The sequence below is a fragment of the Mycoplasma ovis str. Michigan genome (genome assembly GCF_000508245.1).
Classification (GTDB): Bacteria; Bacillota_I; Bacilli_A; order Mycoplasmatales; family Mycoplasmoidaceae; genus Eperythrozoon_A; species Eperythrozoon_A ovis.
This window is the reverse complement of record NC_023062.1, coordinates 146,093-166,970: the sequence shown is the minus strand read 5'-3', so window position 1 is coordinate 166,970 and position 20,878 is coordinate 146,093. Positions and strand designations below refer to the sequence as shown.

Here is a 20,878-nt window from a genome sequence, read left to right as displayed (position 1 = left end):
GGCTTTGTTCTATCTAGTTCTTGGATTTAGAAGAAATTTATCTCTTAGAGGGGAAGGTAATATCTTTGGTTGAGATTTCTTGAATTAAAGAATTATCTCTAGTTGTTTTAATTGAATTGTTGCACATTAATTTATAGGAAGATTCATTGTTTTGGTGGAACTTGCAATCCTGATCCAATCTTAGTTGTGTACCTTTTCAATCCTTCATTCACAAAGGTGGCAAGTAAAGACTTTTATCAGAACTTCCTTTTAACTTCATCTTTGCACTTCTAAAGGATTCATAGTTAATACTTGTAACTTGCTTTAATCTATCTTTTGGATTTTTTGCTTTTCTTAAAGATCAGTCGTAATGAAATAAAAATGGTTTATCTAAGTTATCTAAATCAATAAGAACAAATAATTCATGTCTCTTTACATCTTTTAGCGGGAAATAACCCTTACTATTTAGAGATACCTTTTTAACTATTTCTGGTTGATTTAATATTTCCATCATTCCTTCCAATAATTGCTGACTTTGATTAGAACTTTGAGTGCCCCCCCCGAGCTGGACTGATCAACGTAAACTCCTATCTGTTCTTGCTTTTCAAAGGATCATTTCAGTGGAAAAACTGAAATGGCACTTAAGCCAATAAAACCTTGCACAGTTCTCTTTAAAAAAGCCAAATTATCTACTTATTTTTGAGTACTTTAAATCTCTTATTTGATTTAAATGTTTTGAGTTAATTCTGCTTTTTCAGAAGAACCTTTATTAAATTGACAAGTTAGTTGATATGAATATTTACTATCTTTAGATTTAGTTAACTTACAATGTTCCTCAGGCTTAAATAATTTATCTTTTCACTTACTCATTCAAAAGGGAAGAACGCGCAATGTTTTCTTTGAACCTTCTTTTAAAGTTGCTTCTCCTAAATAAGAATAGGAGTAAGTTATTTCTTTGACTTCGCTTATTCGGCTAGCAAAAGGTTTTACCTTACTATCATAGTGAAATAAAAATGGTTTGCTTAAATCTTCAGAATTAATGCAAACATATAAGAAAGGGAATATTCCGTTATGACTACTACCTTCTAAAGCCACACAACCCTTATAACCTTTTTCTCCCTTTTCTTCTAATATTTTTGTCATTTTTTCACTTATTTGTTGCCCTACAGAATCTTGAAATTTAATTTCTAACCTGTCAGAATTATTGCTAAGTGTTAAGGGAATAACGGCAACCCCCCCCAATCCAGCAAAAATTTGAACAGTTCTTAATAGTATTGACACTATCTTTTTAATTCAATTCCAATACTGAAATTTTAAGTAACAGAAAAGCTAATAAAAATTACCCTTGTATTCTTAAAGAATTGCAGTAATATACTGGGTTCACTCGGTTTTTCCTTTTTCATCTTGCAAGTGCTTGCAAGTTAATAAATTCAAAGAACTATTATTGTTATGTTTCTTAATTTGACATTGCTCTTCTGGCTTTAACGTCTCCTTTTTTCACTTACTCATTCAAAAAGGAGCCCAAACTAAATCTTTATATTCTTTGCTTTCCAAATATGCTTTTGCTTTTGACGAATTGTCGTAACCTAAACTCAAGATTTTTTCTGGCTTTTCGGGAGAAGAAGCGCCTAGCCTATTTCACTTAGTTCTGTCGTAATAAAAGAAAGATGGTTTCGCTGAGCCATCATTTCTCGCACATACGTACAAAACATTTTTCCATCTTTGTCCTCCTATTAAAGCGCAGGCTTGACATCCATCTAATAATTTGTCAATAGGAGGAATAAAAACTGCCTCCTTAAAAGGTTCTGCGGGGGGGGCAACAAATCTTTAATTTCTTGATTTATCTCCTTTTTAAGTGGGTTCATTTCTAAAAGAGGAATTGTTCCAATTCCTCCTATTCCAAAGAATCCTTTTAAAACTTTTGCTGGAAAAGACATTATTTATTAAACACTAATGTAACAATGTAATTCGAATTGTTTTGCGACTAAACAGTTCTAAAAAATATTGATTTCTTGACTATTGGATGAATTTTTGCAAACTATATCATTAACAGAACCTTCTTTTTTTCTACAGTCTTTTTCTGGATTTATATCTACATTTCTTTTCATCCACATAGGAGGAAAATAATATCCTGATTTATTTTGTCCATCATCAAATTGCATTTTTGTATAAGAAATACTCTTAATTTTCTGAATTTTTAAAGGTTCAGTTCAAGAAGAACATCAAAGTAAATATAAAGAAGGTACTAAATTTTCTTCCTTATCCAAAAATAGACATGAATATAAAGAACCTCCTCCTCTATGCCCTTTTGAAATCTTGCAAGATCCTTCTTCCATTAACTTTTTCATCACTTAACTATTCATAACTGGTGGTGGCAAACGAAATTCTATCTTTTCAACATTATTAGTCATCGCGAAAGGTATGGAGGCAACAGCACCTAGACCTGAGAAACCTGAAACTACTTTAACAACAAAAGACACTGCTAAAGTACCGACAAGACAATAATTTTGATTTTAGCGATAAATTACCTTTTGATCATTATTTAAGGCGTTGCAAATAAAGTTTTGTTTTGTATCGGAATTTGTTTCACAGTAGTCTTTCTGTTTTAAAAGATTTTTAATGTTTTCTGGAATATTAAACAAAAAAGTTTTAACTTCACCGCCTGGCAGACCTATTGACAATTTGCCATTGTCAATAAATTTGATGGAACTTATTTCTCTCAAAAAAACATCTTTTTTCTTCAATTTCTCTGGCAAGATATAAAATACGTCTTTGCTCTTTATATAAGAATCGTTAATAAATGGATCTGTTCCGACATTAACTAAGCTATTGGATTCAACATTTTTTAAAGATTTTTCTTGAACTGTTTGAAGAACAACTTTTTGATCATGTTCGTTATTTTCTACATATAAAAACAAAGGGCAGGATAGTGACTTATCAGTCTGACAGACTGTTATGTCTCTATTGATATTTTCAAAATACTTTGTAAAAAAGTTAATTGAAAGATTTCTTTTGTAATCCTTGATCTCATTTTGTTCTTCTTGAGAGACATTCAAAATTGATAAAGAATCTTGCAGTTTGTCTTTCTTCGGTAAAGCTAAAGGAATTATCGCAGGAGACCCAAAAGATAAAAAGATAGAAAAAACTTTTAAGAACATTAATTAAGACTTAAACTAACCAATTAATGTTTTTACTTAAATGGTAAAAAATTTTAAAGAAACATAATTCAAAACTAAATTTTCAAAATCTAATTTTTGAAAATATGAAAAAAATCTATTCCTCTTATTTTTCCAAATGCCAAAACTAAAGATTTAGAAATAAGTAATTATCCCGTCTTACTTATCTACTTTAGGAATTCTAAAACTTTTTGAAATCTAAATCTGGATTTCTCTAATCCCAACAAAAAGAAAATAGAGAATAGTGGCAGTCCTTCTGATTCACCAGTTAATAACAATCTAAGATTGGTATAAAAATCATGTTTCTTAATCTCAAGTGTGGCACAAAGAATTTTTAAAAACTGTTGTATTTCCTTTTCTTCTTTTCAATCTTCAGAATTTATCTGCTCCAGCCTTTCTAAAGTTTTCTCAATTAACGAGACAACTTCTGGAAATTCTTTTAATTGATTAATAACTTCTTCAGACAAATAATCAATTGAATAGAAGGAACTAGCCAACTCATCTAAGAAAGAAGCATATTTAACTCTAGATCTAAATCTGATTGCAAATTCTTTCTTCTGTTCTAGAGTTAATGAATAATCTTTAGCTTCTCCCTTAAAAAAGGGCAAAACAAAATTTAAGTATTTATGAAGATCTAATTGATTCAAATACGATTGACTCATTCATTCAAGTTTCTTGAAATCAAAGGTAGAGGGAGATCCGCTCAAGCCACTAGTAGAAAAATGTTTGACTCCCTCATCTAACTTAAAAAACTCTCTTTCTCCTTCAGACCAACCAAGTATTAACAAATAATTTAATATTGCTTCAGGATAATAACCTTTATCCCAGAAATAATCTACTAAATATCTTTCTGAATCCGGATCTCTTTTGGAAATCTTTTTTCCAGATTCAGAAAGAATTAAAGATAAATGTCCAAATCTAGGTATTGAATCTTTTCAACCAAAAGATTCATATAAAGCTATTTGATAAGGAGTATTAGAAATATGTTCCTCTCCTCGGAATATATCTGTAATTTTCATTTCATAATCATCAACTACAGCCGCAAAGTTATAAGTTGGCAAACCATTACTTCGCATTAGTATGATATCTCCTAAAGCTGTAGCAGATACAAACATCTGTCCCCTAACATAGTCATTTCAGCTATATACCTTAGATTTGTCTACCTTTAATCTAACGCAGTGTGCAATACCTTGATCTAATTTATGCTTAATTTCTTCTTTGGATAAATTTCTACATCTTCCAGAATAAAAATACTCCTTGGACTCCTCTGAAGTATTTTGATTATCTGATTCGCAAAAGCATCTATATGCTTTTCCTTCTTTTAATAGCTGGTTTATTCTATATATATATTTATCTAGTCTTTCAGACTGTAAATATGGCCCCACTTCACCTGGTGACTCAGAAGATTCATCAGGTATAACTGACATAGACACTAAACTATTTCAGATTTTTTTAATCTGATCTGGTTGATTTCTAGATTTATCAGTATCTTCTATTCTCAAAACAAAAACTCCATTGTGTTGCTTGGCAAATAAATAATTAATTAGTGCTGTTCTCAATCCTCCAATGTGGAGAGCACCAGTTGGTGACGGTGCAAATCTAGTTCTTATTATTTTTAATTGTTCTTCAGCCATTAGATCACTAATTCTTTAATGTTATCTACCATAGAACTAAAAATTGATGATTCGCGTTGAGAAAATTACAACCTTTGAAAATATATCAAATTAGCATTACCTCATTACACCAAATTACTAATAATTAAAGAATTAAGGTTGAAAAAAATATTGGTAAATAACCAGATAAGTTATTTCCAATATAAGCTTCAACTTGGAGATATTGTCTCCATTATTCCAGTACCAGAAAAAAATAAATCTAGTTCTAAATTTCCCAAAACTAAATTAAATTGTTCTATTTCAATTTCAGATCAAATTGTCTTCGAGAACTCAGAAATTGTAATTGTTAACAAAAAAGCAGGACAAATTGTTCAACCATCAAGTAAATTAAATTGTTATTCCTTAGAAGAATTATTGCAACAATATTTGAAATCTAATAGTAAATTAGATGTTCAAATAGAATATTCAGCTAAATTTGTTCACAGAATTGATCATCCAGTTTCCGGATTATTGATTGGGGCTAAAACAGCCAATTCCCACCATTTATTAAGTGATTCTTTGAAAAACAGAGAAATTAAAAAAATCTATAGAGCTATTGTATTTGGATTTTTTAATCATGAATTTCTAAGACTTAGAAATTGAATAGTAGATAAACACTCTAAAGTCAAAGTTCTTAAAGATCCAAACAATGAATCTAAATTAGCTATTTCAGAAATTAAAAAATTAAAGGGAAACTCTAAATATAGCTATTTAGAAATAAACCTAATTACTGGTAGGAAAAACCAAATTAGAGCTCAATTAGCTGAGCTTGGTTACCCTATCTTGGGGGACAGAAAATATTACTCAGAAAAATTTAAATCAAACATTAACAAGGGGGGAGTTAAGGGTCTACCTTTTAACTCTAAGAAAATAGCTCTTTGTTCTTATCAACTAGTTTTTCCAGAACATCTTAAAAAGCCTTTAAATTTGCCCAAACAAAACTTTTGTTTACCGGAAGAAAGCAATGACTTATTGAATTTTGCTAAAAAAATTTAAATTATTGAAGGGTTTCATCCTTAAAAATACCTTTGTTAGTTGGAATATTGACAACTTTGTCAGATTTTATAATCCTCTCTTGAGGATTTGTAAGTTTGGTAGTATCAATGCTTGGAGTAGACCAAAGAGTGTATTCACTAAAACCTACTGCTAAGCAAAGGCCTCCGACACCGACGACGATCATAGGTAAAAAATATTTAATGTGTAACAGTTTAAAAGGAGCTAACTAGCAACCTTCAGAGTAATTTTTGGAAGAAAAGTTGATCCTCATTTAACTAAGTTTCCATTTCCATCTTCTATTCCCCTATCAGTCATCTTTAAATCTTTATTTCTTCCGTACAATACAGATTCAACCTTTCCCAAATTAAACTTTTTACCTTTTACGTTATGAGTTTTGCAATCTATAATTTCAAGTGTCTTGCCGTCCTTACTTAAAAAGCTAAATTTTTCAACATAAATTATCTCTGTTCCTTGGCAAGATGTTTTCATAACTTTTTGAGTTAACTTATTATCATCTATCACGCTAAGAATGCCGGGTCCCTGAACACCATCTTTTTTAACATACCCTATCTCACCATTTAAATAATTCTTTCAATTATCAATTCTTTCTTGACAGAAATAACTTCCTCCTTCATCTACTAAATCACTACTGGATCCTTTATTTCACATTTCACTATTAACTTTTTTGGCATGTTCAAGAGCACTTTCTCCTTTTTCATTCTTAAAGTATCTTTTTAGTCTTAAAATGGCAACTCCATTTTTCCCTTGCCAAATCATAATTGGTTGATCCTCGCTGGCCAGCATTGAATGCCCGCCATCTACATTAGGAGAGGAAGAAGACCCTACTCTCGCACTTCCAACATATCTCCCTGAAATAAACCCTCCAGTTGTATATACTCCCTTAGACTCAACAAAAATTCCCTCTCCTGTTGAACCTCCTACTTTAACCCAATCCTTGTTTTCAATACTTACACTTTCTCCAGAAACCTCCATTCTTACGCCCCCCCCAATTCTTAGGGCGTCCAAAATCATAAAACTGCTACCTGAAGCAACACTACCCGCCCCAAAAAGAATGGAAAACAAAGAGATTTTCATTACTTAATTGTGGATTGTTCCCGAAAATTAAATTAATTTTATTGCGAAACCTTGCTCTTAATTAAATGTTCGCTATATTTTTTTCACAACATATTTATCCAATCTACTCAACATTTCAGATACTTTATTCTCTTTCTTGATTTCCAAAAAATCAAGAGTTTTAGGTTTAAATTTATCCTTTCCCGTTCCCACTTTTTCAACAATTTCAGAAGCTTTATCTCAAAAACTATGCATAGAATCTCTTCCTCTAAGTCAACTGATTATGACATCCTTGGATCTCATAAATTTGAAATAGCCAATTACTGATAAAGTAAACAATCAACCAAATACAGGGAAGCAAAGGGCATAACATGCTAACCTTAATTCTTTTAAATTGGTTGACCAAGAAATGTTGATTGTATAGAGATTAAATATCAGAGAAATAAATGAAATTATTACTAAACCTAAATTCAAAAAGATAAAAGTAATTTCTCCAGCATTACTTGCCCTTCTGAGACTATTGAATAAAGTTCCAGAGAAAAAATAGTTTTGTCAAACTTTGGGACTTATAAAGAAAAGTATTTTTTCTATTCAAAGAGCATCTTTAATTTGAGCAGATAAGTGAATTGCAGATAATCCAACAATATAAATACAAAAACAAGCTATTGAAAGATAAAGAGATGAACCAAATAATCAAGAAAGTCTGACTTTGACTATCTCTATGTCTATAGGCTTCTTTTCCCTCCCCTCGAAGGAGAGGGAATCTAAAAAGAAATCCCTAAATCAAGTCCCGAATGGTTTCAATATTGTCTTTCAATATTTTCACTGAATTTTCTAACTTGCTTCTTTCTTTGTCTTTCAGAGGAACAACAACTATTGACTCGATTCCACATGAACCAACAATAGTTGGAACACTTATTGCCACTTCTGACAAACCATATTCACCGTGTAACACAGAACTAACTGGCAATATTTCCCTAGTGTTATAAATAATAGCTTGCAATATCTTAGTCATTGCAACTCCAATTCCATAGTGAGTCGCTCTCTTTCTACTAATAATTTCATAAGCTTTCTTATAAACCACTTTTTCCAACTTTTCTTCATAATCAGAACAACAGAAAGGGGAATTAGGGTAGTGAACTTCTTCACATCTGTTAATGCTTAATCCAGACACCTTCATCATTGAGAAGGTAACTAGAGAACTATCTCCATGTTCTCCTAAAACGAAAGTTCCCTCCAAACTAGCTGGGGCAACATCCAAAGCTTTTATAACTTCAACTTTTAATCTATTAGTGTCCAAAACAGTTCCAGAACCAATAACTCTTTTGTTATGAAATCCTGTAACTTTTTTAAACACATATGTCAAAACATCAACTGGATTAGAACAAATAAGAACTATTCCATTGAATCCAGAATCTTTTACTTTCTCAGCAATTCCCTTCATGATAACTGCATTGTCTCTAATCATTTGTAATCTGGTTTCACCTTCCTTTTGAGCTCTCCCAGCAGTAATAACTAAAATTTGGTAGTTCTTTAATTCTGAATAATCTTCAATTACTTTAATTCTTGGTCTGAATGGAAAATGTGGTATTGCATCTTCTAAATCTAAAGCTTGACCTCTTGCAAATTCAGTCACATAATCCAATAAACCATATTCAGAAGCAAGGCCTTGATGAATAGCAGAATAAAGGAAAGAGGAACCTACTGCTCCACAACCGATTACTGCTATCTTAGTAGTTTCCATTAAATCAAATACCTAATTTGATTTTAAATTGAAATGTTAAGAAAGCTGTTGGTTATCAAACTTCTCAATTACCTTAACTCTTGTTTTACTTCCTTTAAATTTTTGGTAAATAACTATTCCGGAAATCTTGGCATAAAGTGTATGGTCTTTTCCAAAACCAACATTATCTCCAGGATGAACCTTGAATCCTCTTTGTCTATAAATTATTTGACCAGCTTTAGCAAACTGTCCATCACTTAGCTTTGCCCCTAAATACTTGGGAGCTGAATCTCTTCCATTCTTAGTTGAACCTACTCCTTTTTTTGAAGCCATACCTAATTTCTAAAAATATCTAAATTTATATTAATTTTTAGGACTCCTTCATAATTTATGCCTTTAAAGTTATTTGACAGTTTATCTCAAACAACTAAATATCTTCCTAAAAAACAACTAATTACTATATATGTTTGTGGTCCTACTTTGTACAACTACTTACATTTAGGAAATCTAAGACCAATAGTCATCTTTGATTTCCTAATCAGATATCTCAAATACAAGAACTTAGATTACAAATATATCCAAAATCTAACAGATATTGATGAAAAGATATTTATTAGTGCAAAAGAAAAGGGGTTAACATCCTCTGAATTAACCTCACAATACACTAACTCTTTTTTCCATATATATAGAAAACTTAATTTAATTCAACCTGATCTCTTACCTAGAGTTAGTGAGCACATCTCTGAAATTAAATGAGTTATCAATAGTTTGATTGCGAGGGATCAAGCTTACTGAGACAAGCCCTCACAAACTATCAAATTTCTTCAGCCAACTAAAGATAAATCACTAAATTATTTCACCTCTTACGAAGATCAGGTTTCTGAAGAGGCTAATTTCGCACTCTGAAAAGAAAATATTAATAGTTCTGAAGATTATGAATCCCCCTGATTTAGGGGAATACCTGGTTGGCATGTGGAATGTTTTGCTATGTTAAATAAATATTTTGAACTCCCAATAACTATTCACGGGGGAGGAGTGGACTTAAAGTTCCCGCACCACGAAAATGTGAACTTACTAAGCAGATCTGCATGCAATTGTGAAATTGCAGAAATTTGAATTCACATAGGTCAAGTTTTGAATGAAGCAGGAAAACTTTCTAAATCTTCTAACTTTAGTTGGAAAGTCGAAGACTGTGCAAAAAACTACTCTTGAGATCTTTTGAGATATATTTTTTTGAAGGCAAAATATAACAAGCCTCAAACTATAACTAAAACTAATCTTGATAATTACTGATCAGAATGAAAGAGTTTTATTAGTGCCTTAAATTATTCTCGAATTATTCTAGAAAGAGAAAGAATCAATGAAGAATTTAATGAAATACATATCAAGCAATTAGATCAACAAATTATTGACAGCCTAGAGAATGACTTAAATTTGCCTGAAATTTTGTCATTACTAGAAGTTTGAAAACAATCTCTTTTAAATGCGATTAAGTTAAATCACATTCAAGATATGATTTTTTATCGAAAAAAATTAAGTTTTCACTTAAATTGACTGGGATTTGCCGTACCAAAACTAAATTCTGAAGAACTTAATTTAGCTAGAGATTGATTTGATTTAGTCGATTCTAAAGATTATCAAAAAGCTGATTTGATTAGAGCTCAACTCCAAGAAAAGATAATAATTCCTTAATTTAGTTGTTAAGTAATTCTTTTAATACTACTTAAATGATTGAGAAAAGACTAATTCTTAATGGTAGAAAAGGTTTATTAGAAATTCTTAAAAATGATCACTTGAGAAAGTTAATTCACAACGTCTACCTTTCTTCATCTCAACAACAAATTATCACTGAATGTAAGTCTTTATCAATACCTTACACTATTAAGCCCAAAAGTTGATTAAAAACTTTGCAACAAGAAATGAATGCAAAATACAGTGATGTATTCACTTCTCTCAATTCCAAAGAACAACTAACATTTCCTGAGATTCTGGAAGAGTTATCTCAATCCAACTCTCCTGAATGTATTGTTATGTTAGATAAATTACAGGACCCCTACAACTTTGGAGCAATCATAAGAACTTGTTTGGCTGCGGGAGTTAAATATATTATTTATTCTTCTGCCAATAATGTCAGACTTAATAATTCTGTATTAAAGACTTCTCAAGGCTATGCTCTTCAGTTGAATTTAGTAATGGTTTCTAATTTAGCTAATGCCTTAGAGAGACTTAAAAAAATAGGATTTTGAAGTTATGCCGCCTCTTTAACTCCTAACTCTAAAACATACTTTGAAGCTGAATTCAATCCCAGAAGCATAATAATTATGGGAAATGAGGGAACTGGAATCTCAAAACATCTGGAATCTTTAGTTGATTGAAGAATCAAGATTCCCCTAGAAAATAATGTTGACTCTTTAAATGTATCTGTAGCTACTGGGATATTACTTTACGAATGGGTTAAACAAAAGAACTCATAATTCCTAAAGAATTCCCAAGTGATTATTCAGTCAATGTTTGAAATCTACATCTTCTATATCTTGAGAAGAGAGTTTGGAGTTAAATCTGATACTATACCAGTTTCCGTTGTGACACTTATGTAATTGTTCTATTTCGTAGCTTTTACCTAAGAGATTATTGTCTGCACTTATTCCAAAAATTATCTTTTTAATTCCAACGGATTTAGAATTTCAGTTTGAAATTCATTTTTTTCAAAGTGGCTGAAAAAGTGCACTATGTAATTCTGATGATTCTTGGTCTTTTTGGAAAATTATTCTTTGTTTGTGTTGGGTAGAATCTAAAGGTTCAAGGGTGAAACCATCTGATAAGGTTTGGAAAACTTTTTTGGGTAGAGAAATTTGCCAATTCTCAGTATTTAATGTTTTAGTATTTCCCAATAAATAATTCAATAATTCTTCCGAATTATTAAATGATTTTTACTGTTTATTCTTAAGGGCAACATCATTCAAAAACAATTCACAAGGAGAACCGAAATCCAATTTATTTTCGTTAATTAAGATTATTGATCCATCTAAATTAACTGAACTATTTCGATTTGTTTCTGTTACTTTTGAATTATCTTTTGATATTTCTCTACTCAAATAGGGAATAGAGATGGTGGCTAAGGGAGTAACAAATAAGATTCCAAATTTAAGAAGATGATACATACTGACTAGTTACTAAAGTTTCTGGTAATAATTGAGATAATTAATTGCTTGAAAAACCTAGTAACTCAAAGAAGACATAGTTAATTCATACGATTTGCCCATAGTGGAAGATAGGGAAATTTTTTTAATAAATTGAGATTTAACTGCAGGAGGTTTTTTTGCTCTTAAAAACTTAATTAAGTAATTAAAGTTTTCCTCTAATTGTTCTATAGAAAAAGAAGTTTGACCTATTGATAAGTGAACATTCCCGACACTATCATTTTGAAGAGTTTTTTGACCCTTTCTAAAAATCTCAACCGCTTCTCTAGTATCCTTCACAACAGTACCGTTTTTCGGCGAAGGTAAAAGGCCTTTAGGCCCTAAAATCTTTCCCAATCTCAATAATTTAGGCATAGATTGATGGGAAGAAATAATTAGTTGAAAATCCATTCAACCTTGTTGAATTTTTTGAATGGTATCTTCTCCACCTAAATAATCAATGCCGGCTTTTTTCGCCTCTTCTTCTCCTAAAGATTCATCAAAAACCAATATTTTAATTGGTTTCTTAATCACTGGATTTGGAAGGAGATATCTTTCCTTAATATTTTGATCGTGTTTCTTTGGTTGAATAGCAAGTAGAATGGCAACATCAACACTTTCAACAAAACTACTTTTTTTATTTTCCAGTATTTTTGTTAAAGCTTCCTTTAACTCCATTATTCAGAATCCTTGTTAGCAACCTTTACTCCCATTTGTTTTGCTGTTCCAATAATCATAGAAATCATACTATCTAAATTATCAGTATTGGAATCTTCTAGTTTAATCTTGGCTATTTCGACTATCTTTGAATAGTCCAAAGTTGCCACTATATCAGTTTTCGATTTAGAAGATCCCTTTTCTAGTGAAACTGCTTTTTTAATTAAGGTTGCAGTTGGAGTAGTTTTTAACTGAAATTTAAAGGCTTTAGAGGGGAAAATTTCAATAACTACTGGAATTCTCTCTCCCATTCTATTGGAACTTCTTTCATTGAATTCCTTTGAAAATTGAACCATATTAATTCCTAAGCTGGCTAAAGCTGGCCCAGGCTTTGCTTGTCCCCCAATTAATTCCAGCTTAGCTATTCTATTTTGGGATTTAAAAAACATATCTAATTAATAGCAGTTTCTTTCATCACTAACTTGTAGTGATCTGGAGAATTTTTCTTTAAGTAATTAAGAAACTTTCTTCTCTTAGAAAGTAACTTAGATAAAGCTAATTTACTATAAAAATCTTTTTTATTCTTTTTAAGATGTTGTTGAAGTTTTTGTATTCTCTTCCAACAAACTCTTAATTGATGCACATGATGACCGCATGTAAACTCTGTAGTTTGTTTAGCTTCCGCACTCATGATTAGTTAATCCCTGAATACGTGATCATCTTTATTCTTTCCAAATGAAATCAGAGAGATTCTAATACTTAATTCAGATTCTAGAAATTCTACGAAATTTCTAAATTCAGTAGAAAAATCAGCAAACTTAGTTATCTTTGAATAATTGTCGTTTCAACATTCAAACTCTTTATAAACTGGAATTATCTCTTTTCCAAAGTGTTTTCCTCCTACAATCTCTGAAAAACTAACTTTTTCATTATTTTGGTTTTTATATCCAATACAAACCTTAAACTTTGGGAAATTATCTTTAACAAATACATCTACCAAAGATAAAGTTAATTCAGTCACTCCAGTTAAGGCAATGGAGTACTTAAGCGCACTTAAATCTAATCATCCAAGTCTTCTAGCTCTAACTGTATTAGAACCATACTCTCTACCCTTTTCTCTTATTAATTCTTCAATTTCTTTCTCTTCCTCTTTAAATTCAGTTGGTAACGGACCAGAACCAACTCTAGAAGTGTATACCTTACAAGCTCCCATTATTTTTCCCAAAGAATTTACAGGCAAATATGCTCCATGATAAATGGAGCTAACAATATTAGAGGAAGTAACAAAGGGATAAGTTCCCAAATCAATATCTAAAAGAATTCCCTGACTTCCTTCTAATAAAAAAGATTTATTACTAGAAATTTCTTTAGAAATAAAAGAGTAATAATCAACGAAATAATCTTTTAGTTGTTCTGCTACTTTAAAGTATCTTTCAGCTAATTCATTAGATTCAAAAAGGTCACAACCATATTTTTCAAACACAGGATTTTTAAGTCTCAAATTCATTTCCAATTTCTCTTTTAAATTGTCCTTGTTAAAAAGATCCACAAACTTTAAGCCTAATCTGGCACTCTTGTCTGCATAGGCAGGACCTATGCCTCTCAAAGTACTTCCAATCTTAGAACACCCCCTTAACTTTTCACATAACTTATCTCATTCAATATGAAAATCAAAAATTACATTCGACTGTAAAGCTATAAATAACTTTCCTTTTAAATTGTGTCCCAATAATTTTTCTAATGTTGAAATTTCTTCCAACAATAAAAATGGATTAACTGTTACTCCTGGGGCGATTATTGCAGAGGTATTAAAAATTCCTGAAGGTATTGTTCTTAAAACAAACTTTTCTCCTTGGTGATAAATAGTGTGTCCAGCATTATCTCCTCCTTGATATCTAATCACATAGTCAAAAGAGGAAGATAGTAAATCAACTATCTTTCCTTTCCCCTCGTCCCCGAATTGCAGACCAACTAAAGCAGAGAACTGAAGGTTCTTGCTCACTACTGCCTAACTATCGAAGGGGGGGATTTTTTAATTAAAAGTCACTTTCCCTCTATGTGGGAAAGTTGACTGAGGGCTATTCTATAATTTCTGTTACTGTTCCAGCTCCAATAGTTTTTCCTCCTTCTCGAATAGAAAATTTAAATCCTTGTTCAACAGCAACAGGACTAATCAAAGAAACTATGATTGGTGAGTGGTCTCCCGGTAGAACCATTTCAACTCCTTCTGGCAATGAAATTTCTCCAGTAACATCAGTGGTTCTGAAATAGAACTGAGGCTTGTAACCTTGACCAAAAGCTGTGTGTCTTCCCCCTTCTTCTTTTTTCAATGCATAAACTTCTGCCTTGAACTTAGAGTGAGGAGTAATAGACTTTGGTTTTGCAAGAACTTGACCTCTAGTTACTCCACTCTTTTCTACGCTTCTAAGCAATACTCCAGCGTTATCACCCGGCAATACTTCTTCCAAAGGCTTTCTAAACATTTCAATTCCGGTAACAACAGCTTCAGTGGTTTCTCCAAATCCAACAATTTCAACTTTTTCTCCAACTTTTAATCTACCTCTTTCACATCTACCAGTAACTACAGTTCCTCTACCAGTGATGGTTAGAACATCCTCAACTGATAGAAGGAATGGCTTATCAACTTCTCTTACAGGAACTGGAATATAAGTATCCAACTTATCCAAAAGTTCTTGTATTTTCTTTTCATATTCAGGATCTCCCTCCAAAGCTTTAAGAGCGGAACCTCTAATAACAGGCGTATTGTCACCATCATAGTCATAAGAGGTTAACAATTCCTTAATTTCCATTTCAACAAGATCAAGCATTTCTGGGTCTGTAAAAGTGTCACACTTGTTCAAGAAAACTACTATCTTTTGAACACCTACTTGCTTTGCCAAAAGAATGTGTTCTCTAGTTTGTGGCATAGGTCCATCTGTAGCTGAAACAACAAGAATAGCACCATCAACTTGTGCGGCCCCAATAATCATATTCTTAATGTAGTCAGAGTGACCAGGGCAGTCAACGTGAGCATAGTGTCTAGTCTTGGTTTCATACTCTACGTGAGTAGTATTAATAGTAATTCCTCTTTCTCTTTCCTCTGGAGCTCTGTCAATTGAAGCGTAATCTCTAGCTTCCCCTAAACCTAACTTAGAACAATAAGTACAAATTGCAGCTGTTAAAGTTGTCTTCCCGTGGTCAATGTGTCCAATGGTACCAACGTTAATATGTTCCTTGTCTCTACTAAACTTGACCTTTGACATAAACTAAACTTCTACTTTCTTAACCTCAATTAAGAATTTTACCTTAATGAACTTGACATAAATCTAATTTATCCTTCCAAATTTCAAATCTTTTACCCAAAAATTTAGAATAATTCGATTTTGGAGTAATAGTTTTATGTTCTAGAGAAATCTCGCTAGAACTGTCTGAAAAAGAAAGAAGAGCTGAACCCAAACCACTTAAATGTTCAGATTGATAGATTGTCATCGGACAATCTAAACAACTTGATTGCAATTCCAAAAAGAAGTTGTTTTTGCTCATTCCTCCTCCAGCTACTATGTAATTCTTTTCTCTATCAAAAAGTAATAAATTCATCACAACTTTAACACTAAAAGACATAGACTCCAAAAAAGAAACTATTAAATCTTTTTCGCTAGTTTCATAACTCAAATTAAATATTGAAGAATCAAAGTTTTCTGGAGTTGACAACAAAAACTTACTAGATAGCGTTGGTATGAAGTAAGGTGAAGAATCTAATTGGATATTGTTTGAATCTATCACACTATCTAAGTCTTGTGCTTGTAATTTCATTAACCTTAGAAGTCACTCCAAAGCTTTTCCTGAATTTGAAATGCCCAACTCCAAGGCATAGCTAGCTTTATTGTCAATAACTCAAGCTAAGCTAATCGATATAGGACTATTTTTAGGAAAAGACTTATGAATTTCTTCAAATGCTTTATTACTAGGTAATAATTGCAATAAGAATGTTCCGGTACCATATATTAAAGAAACAGGTAATTTGTCTTTTTCCTTTCTCAATTTATAAGTGGTATACAAAGCTCCTTGTTGATCTCCAATAACTCCCTTGAGTATTAGATTGTGTTTTCCAAACAAATTAATAGAACCAATATTGTGATCATTCTGACAAAGTTTAGGTAATTTGTCTAGAGGAATCTCAAAAAAAGAACAGAGCTCTCCATCTCACTTTAAAGTTTGTAAATTCAATAAAGCTGTTCTGGAAGCTGACACATAGTCAGAAACAAAATATTTCCCCCCACTCAATAAATAAATTAATCAGCAATCCAAAGTCCCTCAAAGTCATTCAGTATTTAGTCTAGGAATGAATTCCTTGACTAAATATCTAAATTTAGGGGCAGAACAATAAGAACTAACTCATAATCCTGTTTTAGACCTAATATGTTCTATGTTTTCTTGACTTAATGAAGAAACATAATCATCAGTTCTCTGATCTTGCCAAGAAATAATAGGACTTAATGGTTCAAAAGTGTTTTTATCTCAAACTACAACACTTTCTCTTTGAGTTGAAATGGATAAATACTGAGGAAAATCCTCAGAACTTAAATTACTTAAAAATGAAGAAAGTTGATTCTTCAACTTTTCTCATATTTCTAAAGCTTGATGTTCAACTTTATTTCCACAATACTGAGTATCAAAAGGGGTTTCTAGACAATTGAGTTGACCTCTTAGAGAAGAAAAAAGAATTAACTTAAAAGAACTAGAACCTAAATCAATAGAAATGGAAACTTCTTCTTGATTTATTTTTCTTTCTATGTATCTAAGACTAATAAAATGTAAAAACTCTTAAGACTAATTATTTCTTTTCTTTTGCGTTGGAAGCTTTATTCTTAGCTTTTTTGGCTTCTTCTTTCTTTGCAACTGACTTAGCCCTAGAATCTTTTACTTTTGCTATAGCGCCCCTGAAGGGTGAAAAAAACTTGTTGTCAAAAACCTTCTTTAAAAATTGCTGCACAGGACCACCCTTTTCTTCCTGCACCTCCTTAACTTGTTCCTTCCTAGTATCCAAGATCTCTTCAGGCACCTAAATACTAATTAAGTACTAACCAAAACACAAAATTTATTTTACTGAGAATCCTTTTTTTCTGAATCATCAAATTCTGGTAAAACAGTAGAGGTTGCTATTTTTGAATCATCTTCTACCTTAACATCACTAAAAGTTTCTGGTTTATCCAAGAAACTATCAAATGCCTTATCAGAATTTACAATAGATTCTGCCTCCCGAATCTTTTCTTGACTAGCTAAACTGTTGTGAGTTTGCTCTATCAATTCTCTTTGCTCATCTAAAGAAATCTTCTCTTCTGGGGTTAAGTCCAATCTATAAGCAGGATTTATTTGTTTATCAAATTCCTCTTTAGCTTGTTCCGCCAACACATCTTTACTCATCCCTCCTCCATGTTCTATAAATTCTTTAACTAGTTTTCTAGCCCTAGTAATTAAGGCTTTAACTTGATCTGGACTAGTTAATGTTGTACCAGAGGCATTGAAATGCCCTCCTCCTCCAAACTCTTCAGCTATTTTCTTGACATCAAAGGTACCAACAGACCTAAAACTTACTCTAATTTCAGTGGCACTAGCCTCTGCCAACAAGATTCACATAACATTGTCCTCTATATTGGATAAACTGGTGACTTGATTAGAAGTCAAAGAATATGGCTTAAACTTCTCAACTGCTTCATTCTTCATAAAGAATCAAGCAAATCTTTCTTCTTGAACAAAGTTTTCTAGGATATAACCTTTCAGTCTGGCCTCTAATTCATGTGTTCTTTTTAAGTTACTTATCAAAAATTCTCTATCTGCGCCAGCTCTCAAAGCCTTAGCGGCTATTACAAAAGTTCTTGGTGATACTTCTGCATTTGAAAAAAAACCACTATCTGTTAACAATCCCAAATAAAAGAAAGTTGCAGCTCTCTTAGGCATGTGCCATTGATAATAGTCACAAATTTGAAATAATTGTCCGCAACAAGCTGCATAGCTTGTATCTACTCAGGAAAGATCTGTGTGATAATCTTGTTTATTATCGTGATGGTCTACTCTAATAACGGCCCCTCATTTTTGTGTTTCTGGATTTCCAAAAAAATCTTGAAATCTTTGGACTCTATCGCTAGTTCCCGAATCAACTATAAGTGCCAAAGAAGAAGAATAGTCAAAATCTAATGGAATTTCATCAAAATCCATTTCTAATCAAGGAAAAATCCCTTGACTAGTTCCTACTACATATATATTTTTGTCACTAAATTGAGCTCTCAATGTTTCTCTCATCCCGAAAGCTCCTCCCAAGCAGTCTCCATCGGGATTAACATGTGGAAATATTACTATCTGTTTTGCCGCATTAATGTAATGTGGAAATTGCTTTAAGAAGTTATCTCTTTCTTTTGCTTTCTCGGAGATAAACTTGTCTTCTTCTACTTGTTTTTTATTAAGCAACTTCCCCATGAAAGCGCTAAATGTTGCCAAACTAATCTTGGACATTATAGACATTTTCTAGTTGTACTTATCGCTAAAAAAACTGGCTAACTCCTTAATTACTCCATCTTCATTGTTAGAATATTTAGAAATTACTAAAGCTTCTTGTTTTAGTAAGAACAATGAATTAGATAATGCATAACTTCTTACTCCTCCTTTCATCATGGGAATATCATTATGATTATCTCCGAAAGTCAAAATATTTTTATATTCTACCCCGAGAAAATTGGAGATAAACTGAACAAAACTAGACTTGTCTAATTGTGAACTTTGTAACTCCACATTAATTAATCCTGGATAAAAAAATAAATTTACTCTCGGAGTAGGACTAAACTTCTTAATTTGTTCAATAATCTCATTAACTATTGTGCAATCACTTTCCCTGAAAAAAAGCTTAATCCCCACCAAGTTAGATTTACTCCTCTCTAGTGACTGTAAAGTAGTTCTAGGAATGTTTGGCTCTAAAGGTATTAACAGTTGATCAGTTATCAAAGCTCCCCTAACTAAATTATTAAGTGTTTGTGGAATATTTAACAAATAACTCAAAAACTTAGTACTCAAAAAAGAAGTTATTAAGTGATTAGTGTGGGGGTTGTAAATATAAGAACCGTTTAAACAGGAGATATATGACTTTAATTGAAGTTGTTCATATATCTCCTTAGCTTCTGCTCAGGGTCTTCCAGTAGAAAAAGTAAATAAAACTTCTGGATGTTCCTTTTGGAACTTTAATAAATATTTTTTCGTTTGATCAGAAAGTATCTCCCTACTATCGCAAAGAGTTCCATCTAAATCTGAAATTACTATGTATTTGTAATCGGACATTTGTTGTACAGGGGTGTTAACTCCTTTCAACTAATCTCCTTAAAAGAATTTAAAAAATCATTTCAATCTCCGCAAAAATCTAATTCTTCCGAATCCCCCAGATCTTTCTTATATATGTTAATAGGAAAAGCAAAGGCTAAAGTCTGCACAAAGGCTACAACTAGTCTATTGCTATTTCACCTACTTTCTCTTTGCGCAATAAATATACTACCAATAGAATTAAAGTCGAGCTGATGTTCAGCTAGCTTTAAATCTATTGTTTTTACTAGTTTAGGTACAATCTCCAGAAAAGGTATTTCAAATTCTGTAAATACCTTTTTGTTTGGAAAATTAAATAGTGTAACTAAAAGATTTTCTTTTTTAAAGAGAATATAAATAGAAAGGTTATTAGCCACTTAAACTCTCAATATTAGAGCTGTAGTTAGACTCAAAGTTAGTTAAAGAACTAGTATCAATATTTAATTCAATTAGTTTTTCCGTAAACTCTAAGGGAGGCTTAGATGTTATAGATATTTTCTTATTAGTTCAAGGGTCTGTAAACGAAAGATTGAAAGAATGTAAATATTGTCCAAAACTATTAACACAATTATTTTTTTCTCCATAAATTGGATCATTTAGTATAGGGCAAGAGAGAGTAAATAAGTGTGCTCTAAGTTGATGTGTTCTTCCAGTCTTAAGACTTAGTAATACTAATTGAGAATGAATAGTCTCTGCATAAGTTAAAGCATTTTTATATTTCTTTGAGTTAGTGGCACTAAATTTCAACTTATTTCCCTTATCTCTTCCCAAAGAAAAAGAAATTTTTATCTTTGGATGAGGTAACGGTTTAGAGAGAATAGCTAAATACCTTTTGTCTATTCTCTGTTCTTCAAATAAAGATTTAAGTGTTACTAAAGCTATTTTGCTTCTAGCAACAAGTAAAAGACCACTAGTATCTTTATCTAGTCTGTTGACTAGATATACATCTTCTCCATATTTTTTCTTAATTTGTGCAATAAGTGTTTTATCTTCTGGAGTGAACTTATCTTTGTGAACCAAAATCCCTGATACTTTATCAACTATTAAATAATTAAGTGTCCTATATACAACTTTTGAGCCCACTAATAAATAGTCACT

27 protein-coding genes are annotated in these 20,878 nt (G+C 31.7%); 3 read left to right on the top strand and 24 right to left on the bottom strand.

The annotated features are described in order from the left end of the window. Window positions 1-37 precede the first annotated feature (37 nt). The 7 genes from MR07_RS01005 to gltX form a co-directional block, all read right to left on the bottom strand. Window positions 38-595, bottom strand: coding sequence for a hypothetical protein (locus MR07_RS01005; protein WP_024071006.1), 558 nt, complete (start codon window positions 593-595; stop codon window positions 38-40). Window positions 596-705: 110 nt separating this feature from the next. After that, the gene (locus MR07_RS00995; RefSeq protein ID WP_024071005.1) at window positions 706-1,260 is read right to left on the bottom strand and encodes a hypothetical protein; all 555 of its coding nucleotides are present in this window, start codon (window positions 1,258-1,260) and stop codon (window positions 706-708) included. A gap of 72 nt (window positions 1,261-1,332) precedes the next feature. Then, the gene (locus tag MR07_RS00990) at window positions 1,333-1,686 is read right to left on the bottom strand and encodes a hypothetical protein (protein ID WP_024071004.1); all 354 of its coding nucleotides are present in this window, start codon (window positions 1,684-1,686) and stop codon (window positions 1,333-1,335) included. 50 nt (window positions 1,687-1,736) lie between these two features. Continuing rightward, a complete protein-coding gene (locus MR07_RS00985; RefSeq protein WP_024071003.1) occupies window positions 1,737-1,916 on the bottom strand; it encodes a hypothetical protein in 180 nt (59 codons plus the stop codon). Window positions 1,917-1,973: 57 nt separating this feature from the next. Continuing rightward, on the bottom strand, window positions 1,974-2,315 hold the full coding sequence (locus tag MR07_RS00980; RefSeq protein ID WP_043901150.1) for a hypothetical protein: 342 nt from the start codon (window positions 2,313-2,315) through the stop codon (window positions 1,974-1,976). A 177-nt stretch (window positions 2,316-2,492) separates the two neighbouring features. Beyond that, window positions 2,493-3,137 (bottom strand): hypothetical protein, encoded by a 645-nt coding sequence (locus MR07_RS00975; protein WP_024071001.1) that lies wholly within the window; start codon window positions 3,135-3,137, stop codon window positions 2,493-2,495. A gap of 185 nt (window positions 3,138-3,322) precedes the next feature. Continuing rightward, window positions 3,323-4,789, bottom strand: coding sequence for a glutamate--tRNA ligase (gltX, locus tag MR07_RS00970; protein WP_024071000.1), 1,467 nt, complete (start codon window positions 4,787-4,789; stop codon window positions 3,323-3,325). 18 nt (window positions 4,790-4,807) lie between these two features. Between gltX and MR07_RS00965 the strand changes: the two genes are divergently transcribed. Further along, window positions 4,808-5,803 carry a pseudouridine synthase family protein gene (locus MR07_RS00965; protein ID WP_024070999.1) on the top strand — a complete coding sequence of 332 codons (996 nt, stop codon included), beginning with the start codon at window positions 4,808-4,810 and terminating at the stop codon, window positions 5,801-5,803. A gap of 222 nt (window positions 5,804-6,025) precedes the next feature. On the opposite strand, the gene MR07_RS00955 is transcribed toward MR07_RS00965, so the two are convergent. From MR07_RS00955 to rpmA, 4 genes are all read right to left on the bottom strand, one after another. Continuing rightward, complete coding sequence (locus tag MR07_RS00955; protein WP_024070997.1) at window positions 6,026-6,898, bottom strand: hypothetical protein; 873 nt, start codon at window positions 6,896-6,898, stop codon at window positions 6,026-6,028. A gap of 72 nt (window positions 6,899-6,970) precedes the next feature. After that, a complete protein-coding gene (locus MR07_RS00950) occupies window positions 6,971-7,681 on the bottom strand; it encodes a hypothetical protein (protein ID WP_024070996.1) in 711 nt (236 codons plus the stop codon). Next, window positions 7,656-8,621 carry an L-lactate dehydrogenase gene (locus MR07_RS00945; RefSeq protein ID WP_024070995.1) on the bottom strand — a complete coding sequence of 322 codons (966 nt, stop codon included), beginning with the start codon at window positions 8,619-8,621 and terminating at the stop codon, window positions 7,656-7,658. The genes MR07_RS00950 and MR07_RS00945 overlap by 26 nt, the downstream gene beginning before the upstream one ends. A gap of 36 nt (window positions 8,622-8,657) precedes the next feature. Next, complete coding sequence (gene rpmA / locus MR07_RS00940; protein WP_024070994.1) at window positions 8,658-8,933, bottom strand: 50S ribosomal protein L27; 276 nt, start codon at window positions 8,931-8,933, stop codon at window positions 8,658-8,660. A 57-nt stretch (window positions 8,934-8,990) separates the two neighbouring features. Here rpmA and MR07_RS00935 point away from each other — a divergent pair, with 57 nt between their 5' ends. Both MR07_RS00935 and rlmB read left to right on the top strand, forming a co-directional pair. Beyond that, window positions 8,991-10,292, top strand: coding sequence for a class I tRNA ligase family protein (locus MR07_RS00935; protein ID WP_024070993.1), 1,302 nt, complete (start codon window positions 8,991-8,993; stop codon window positions 10,290-10,292). Window positions 10,293-10,327: 35 nt separating this feature from the next. Then, on the top strand, window positions 10,328-11,074 hold the full coding sequence (gene rlmB / locus MR07_RS00930) for a 23S rRNA (guanosine(2251)-2'-O)-methyltransferase RlmB (RefSeq protein ID WP_024070992.1): 747 nt from the start codon (window positions 10,328-10,330) through the stop codon (window positions 11,072-11,074). 3 nt (window positions 11,075-11,077) lie between these two features. Here the strand turns inward: rlmB and MR07_RS00925 are convergent, their stop codons facing one another. The 13 genes from MR07_RS00925 to MR07_RS00865 form a co-directional block, all read right to left on the bottom strand. Then, entirely contained in the window at window positions 11,078-11,491 is a 414-nt protein-coding gene (locus MR07_RS00925; RefSeq protein WP_144079543.1) for a hypothetical protein, read from the bottom strand. A 39-nt stretch (window positions 11,492-11,530) separates the two neighbouring features. After that, entirely contained in the window at window positions 11,531-11,761 is a 231-nt protein-coding gene (locus MR07_RS00920) for a hypothetical protein (RefSeq protein ID WP_024070990.1), read from the bottom strand. A gap of 57 nt (window positions 11,762-11,818) precedes the next feature. Continuing rightward, window positions 11,819-12,457 (bottom strand): 50S ribosomal protein L1, encoded by a 639-nt coding sequence (locus MR07_RS00915; RefSeq protein ID WP_024070989.1) that lies wholly within the window; start codon window positions 12,455-12,457, stop codon window positions 11,819-11,821. Then, window positions 12,457-12,885: an uL11 family ribosomal protein gene (locus MR07_RS00910; RefSeq protein ID WP_024070988.1), complete on the bottom strand. Its 429-nt coding sequence runs from the start codon at window positions 12,883-12,885 to the stop codon at window positions 12,457-12,459. The genes MR07_RS00915 and MR07_RS00910 overlap by 1 nt, the downstream gene beginning before the upstream one ends. A 2-nt stretch (window positions 12,886-12,887) precedes the next feature. Further along, on the bottom strand, window positions 12,888-13,127 hold the full coding sequence (locus tag MR07_RS00905) for a 30S ribosomal protein S15 (RefSeq protein WP_024070987.1): 240 nt from the start codon (window positions 13,125-13,127) through the stop codon (window positions 12,888-12,890). 6 nt (window positions 13,128-13,133) lie between these two features. Further along, entirely contained in the window at window positions 13,134-14,438 is a 1,305-nt protein-coding gene (locus MR07_RS00900) for an adenylosuccinate synthase (RefSeq protein WP_024070986.1), read from the bottom strand. A 76-nt stretch (window positions 14,439-14,514) separates the two neighbouring features. Further along, window positions 14,515-15,699 (bottom strand): elongation factor Tu, encoded by a 1,185-nt coding sequence (gene tuf, locus MR07_RS00895; RefSeq protein WP_024070985.1) that lies wholly within the window; start codon window positions 15,697-15,699, stop codon window positions 14,515-14,517. A 43-nt stretch (window positions 15,700-15,742) separates the two neighbouring features. Further along, the gene (locus MR07_RS00890) at window positions 15,743-17,185 is read right to left on the bottom strand and encodes an FGGY family carbohydrate kinase (RefSeq protein WP_268743531.1); all 1,443 of its coding nucleotides are present in this window, start codon (window positions 17,183-17,185) and stop codon (window positions 15,743-15,745) included. 85 nt (window positions 17,186-17,270) lie between these two features. Then, window positions 17,271-17,498: a hypothetical protein gene (locus MR07_RS00885; protein ID WP_024070982.1), complete on the bottom strand. Its 228-nt coding sequence runs from the start codon at window positions 17,496-17,498 to the stop codon at window positions 17,271-17,273. A gap of 41 nt (window positions 17,499-17,539) precedes the next feature. Beyond that, window positions 17,540-18,955: a DHH family phosphoesterase gene (locus MR07_RS00880; RefSeq protein WP_235062730.1), complete on the bottom strand. Its 1,416-nt coding sequence runs from the start codon at window positions 18,953-18,955 to the stop codon at window positions 17,540-17,542. A 3-nt stretch (window positions 18,956-18,958) separates the two neighbouring features. Continuing rightward, window positions 18,959-19,792, bottom strand: a complete 834-nt coding sequence (locus tag MR07_RS00875; protein ID WP_235062729.1) for an HAD-IIB family hydrolase — start codon at window positions 19,790-19,792, stop codon at window positions 18,959-18,961. Further along, window positions 19,741-20,157, bottom strand: a complete 417-nt coding sequence (locus MR07_RS00870) for a hypothetical protein (RefSeq protein ID WP_024070979.1) — start codon at window positions 20,155-20,157, stop codon at window positions 19,741-19,743. Before MR07_RS00870 ends, MR07_RS00875 begins: the two co-directional genes overlap by 52 nt. Beyond that, entirely contained in the window at window positions 20,150-20,863 is a 714-nt protein-coding gene (locus MR07_RS00865; RefSeq protein ID WP_024070978.1) for an RluA family pseudouridine synthase, read from the bottom strand. The genes MR07_RS00870 and MR07_RS00865 overlap by 8 nt, the downstream gene beginning before the upstream one ends. Window positions 20,864-20,878 lie beyond the last annotated feature (15 nt).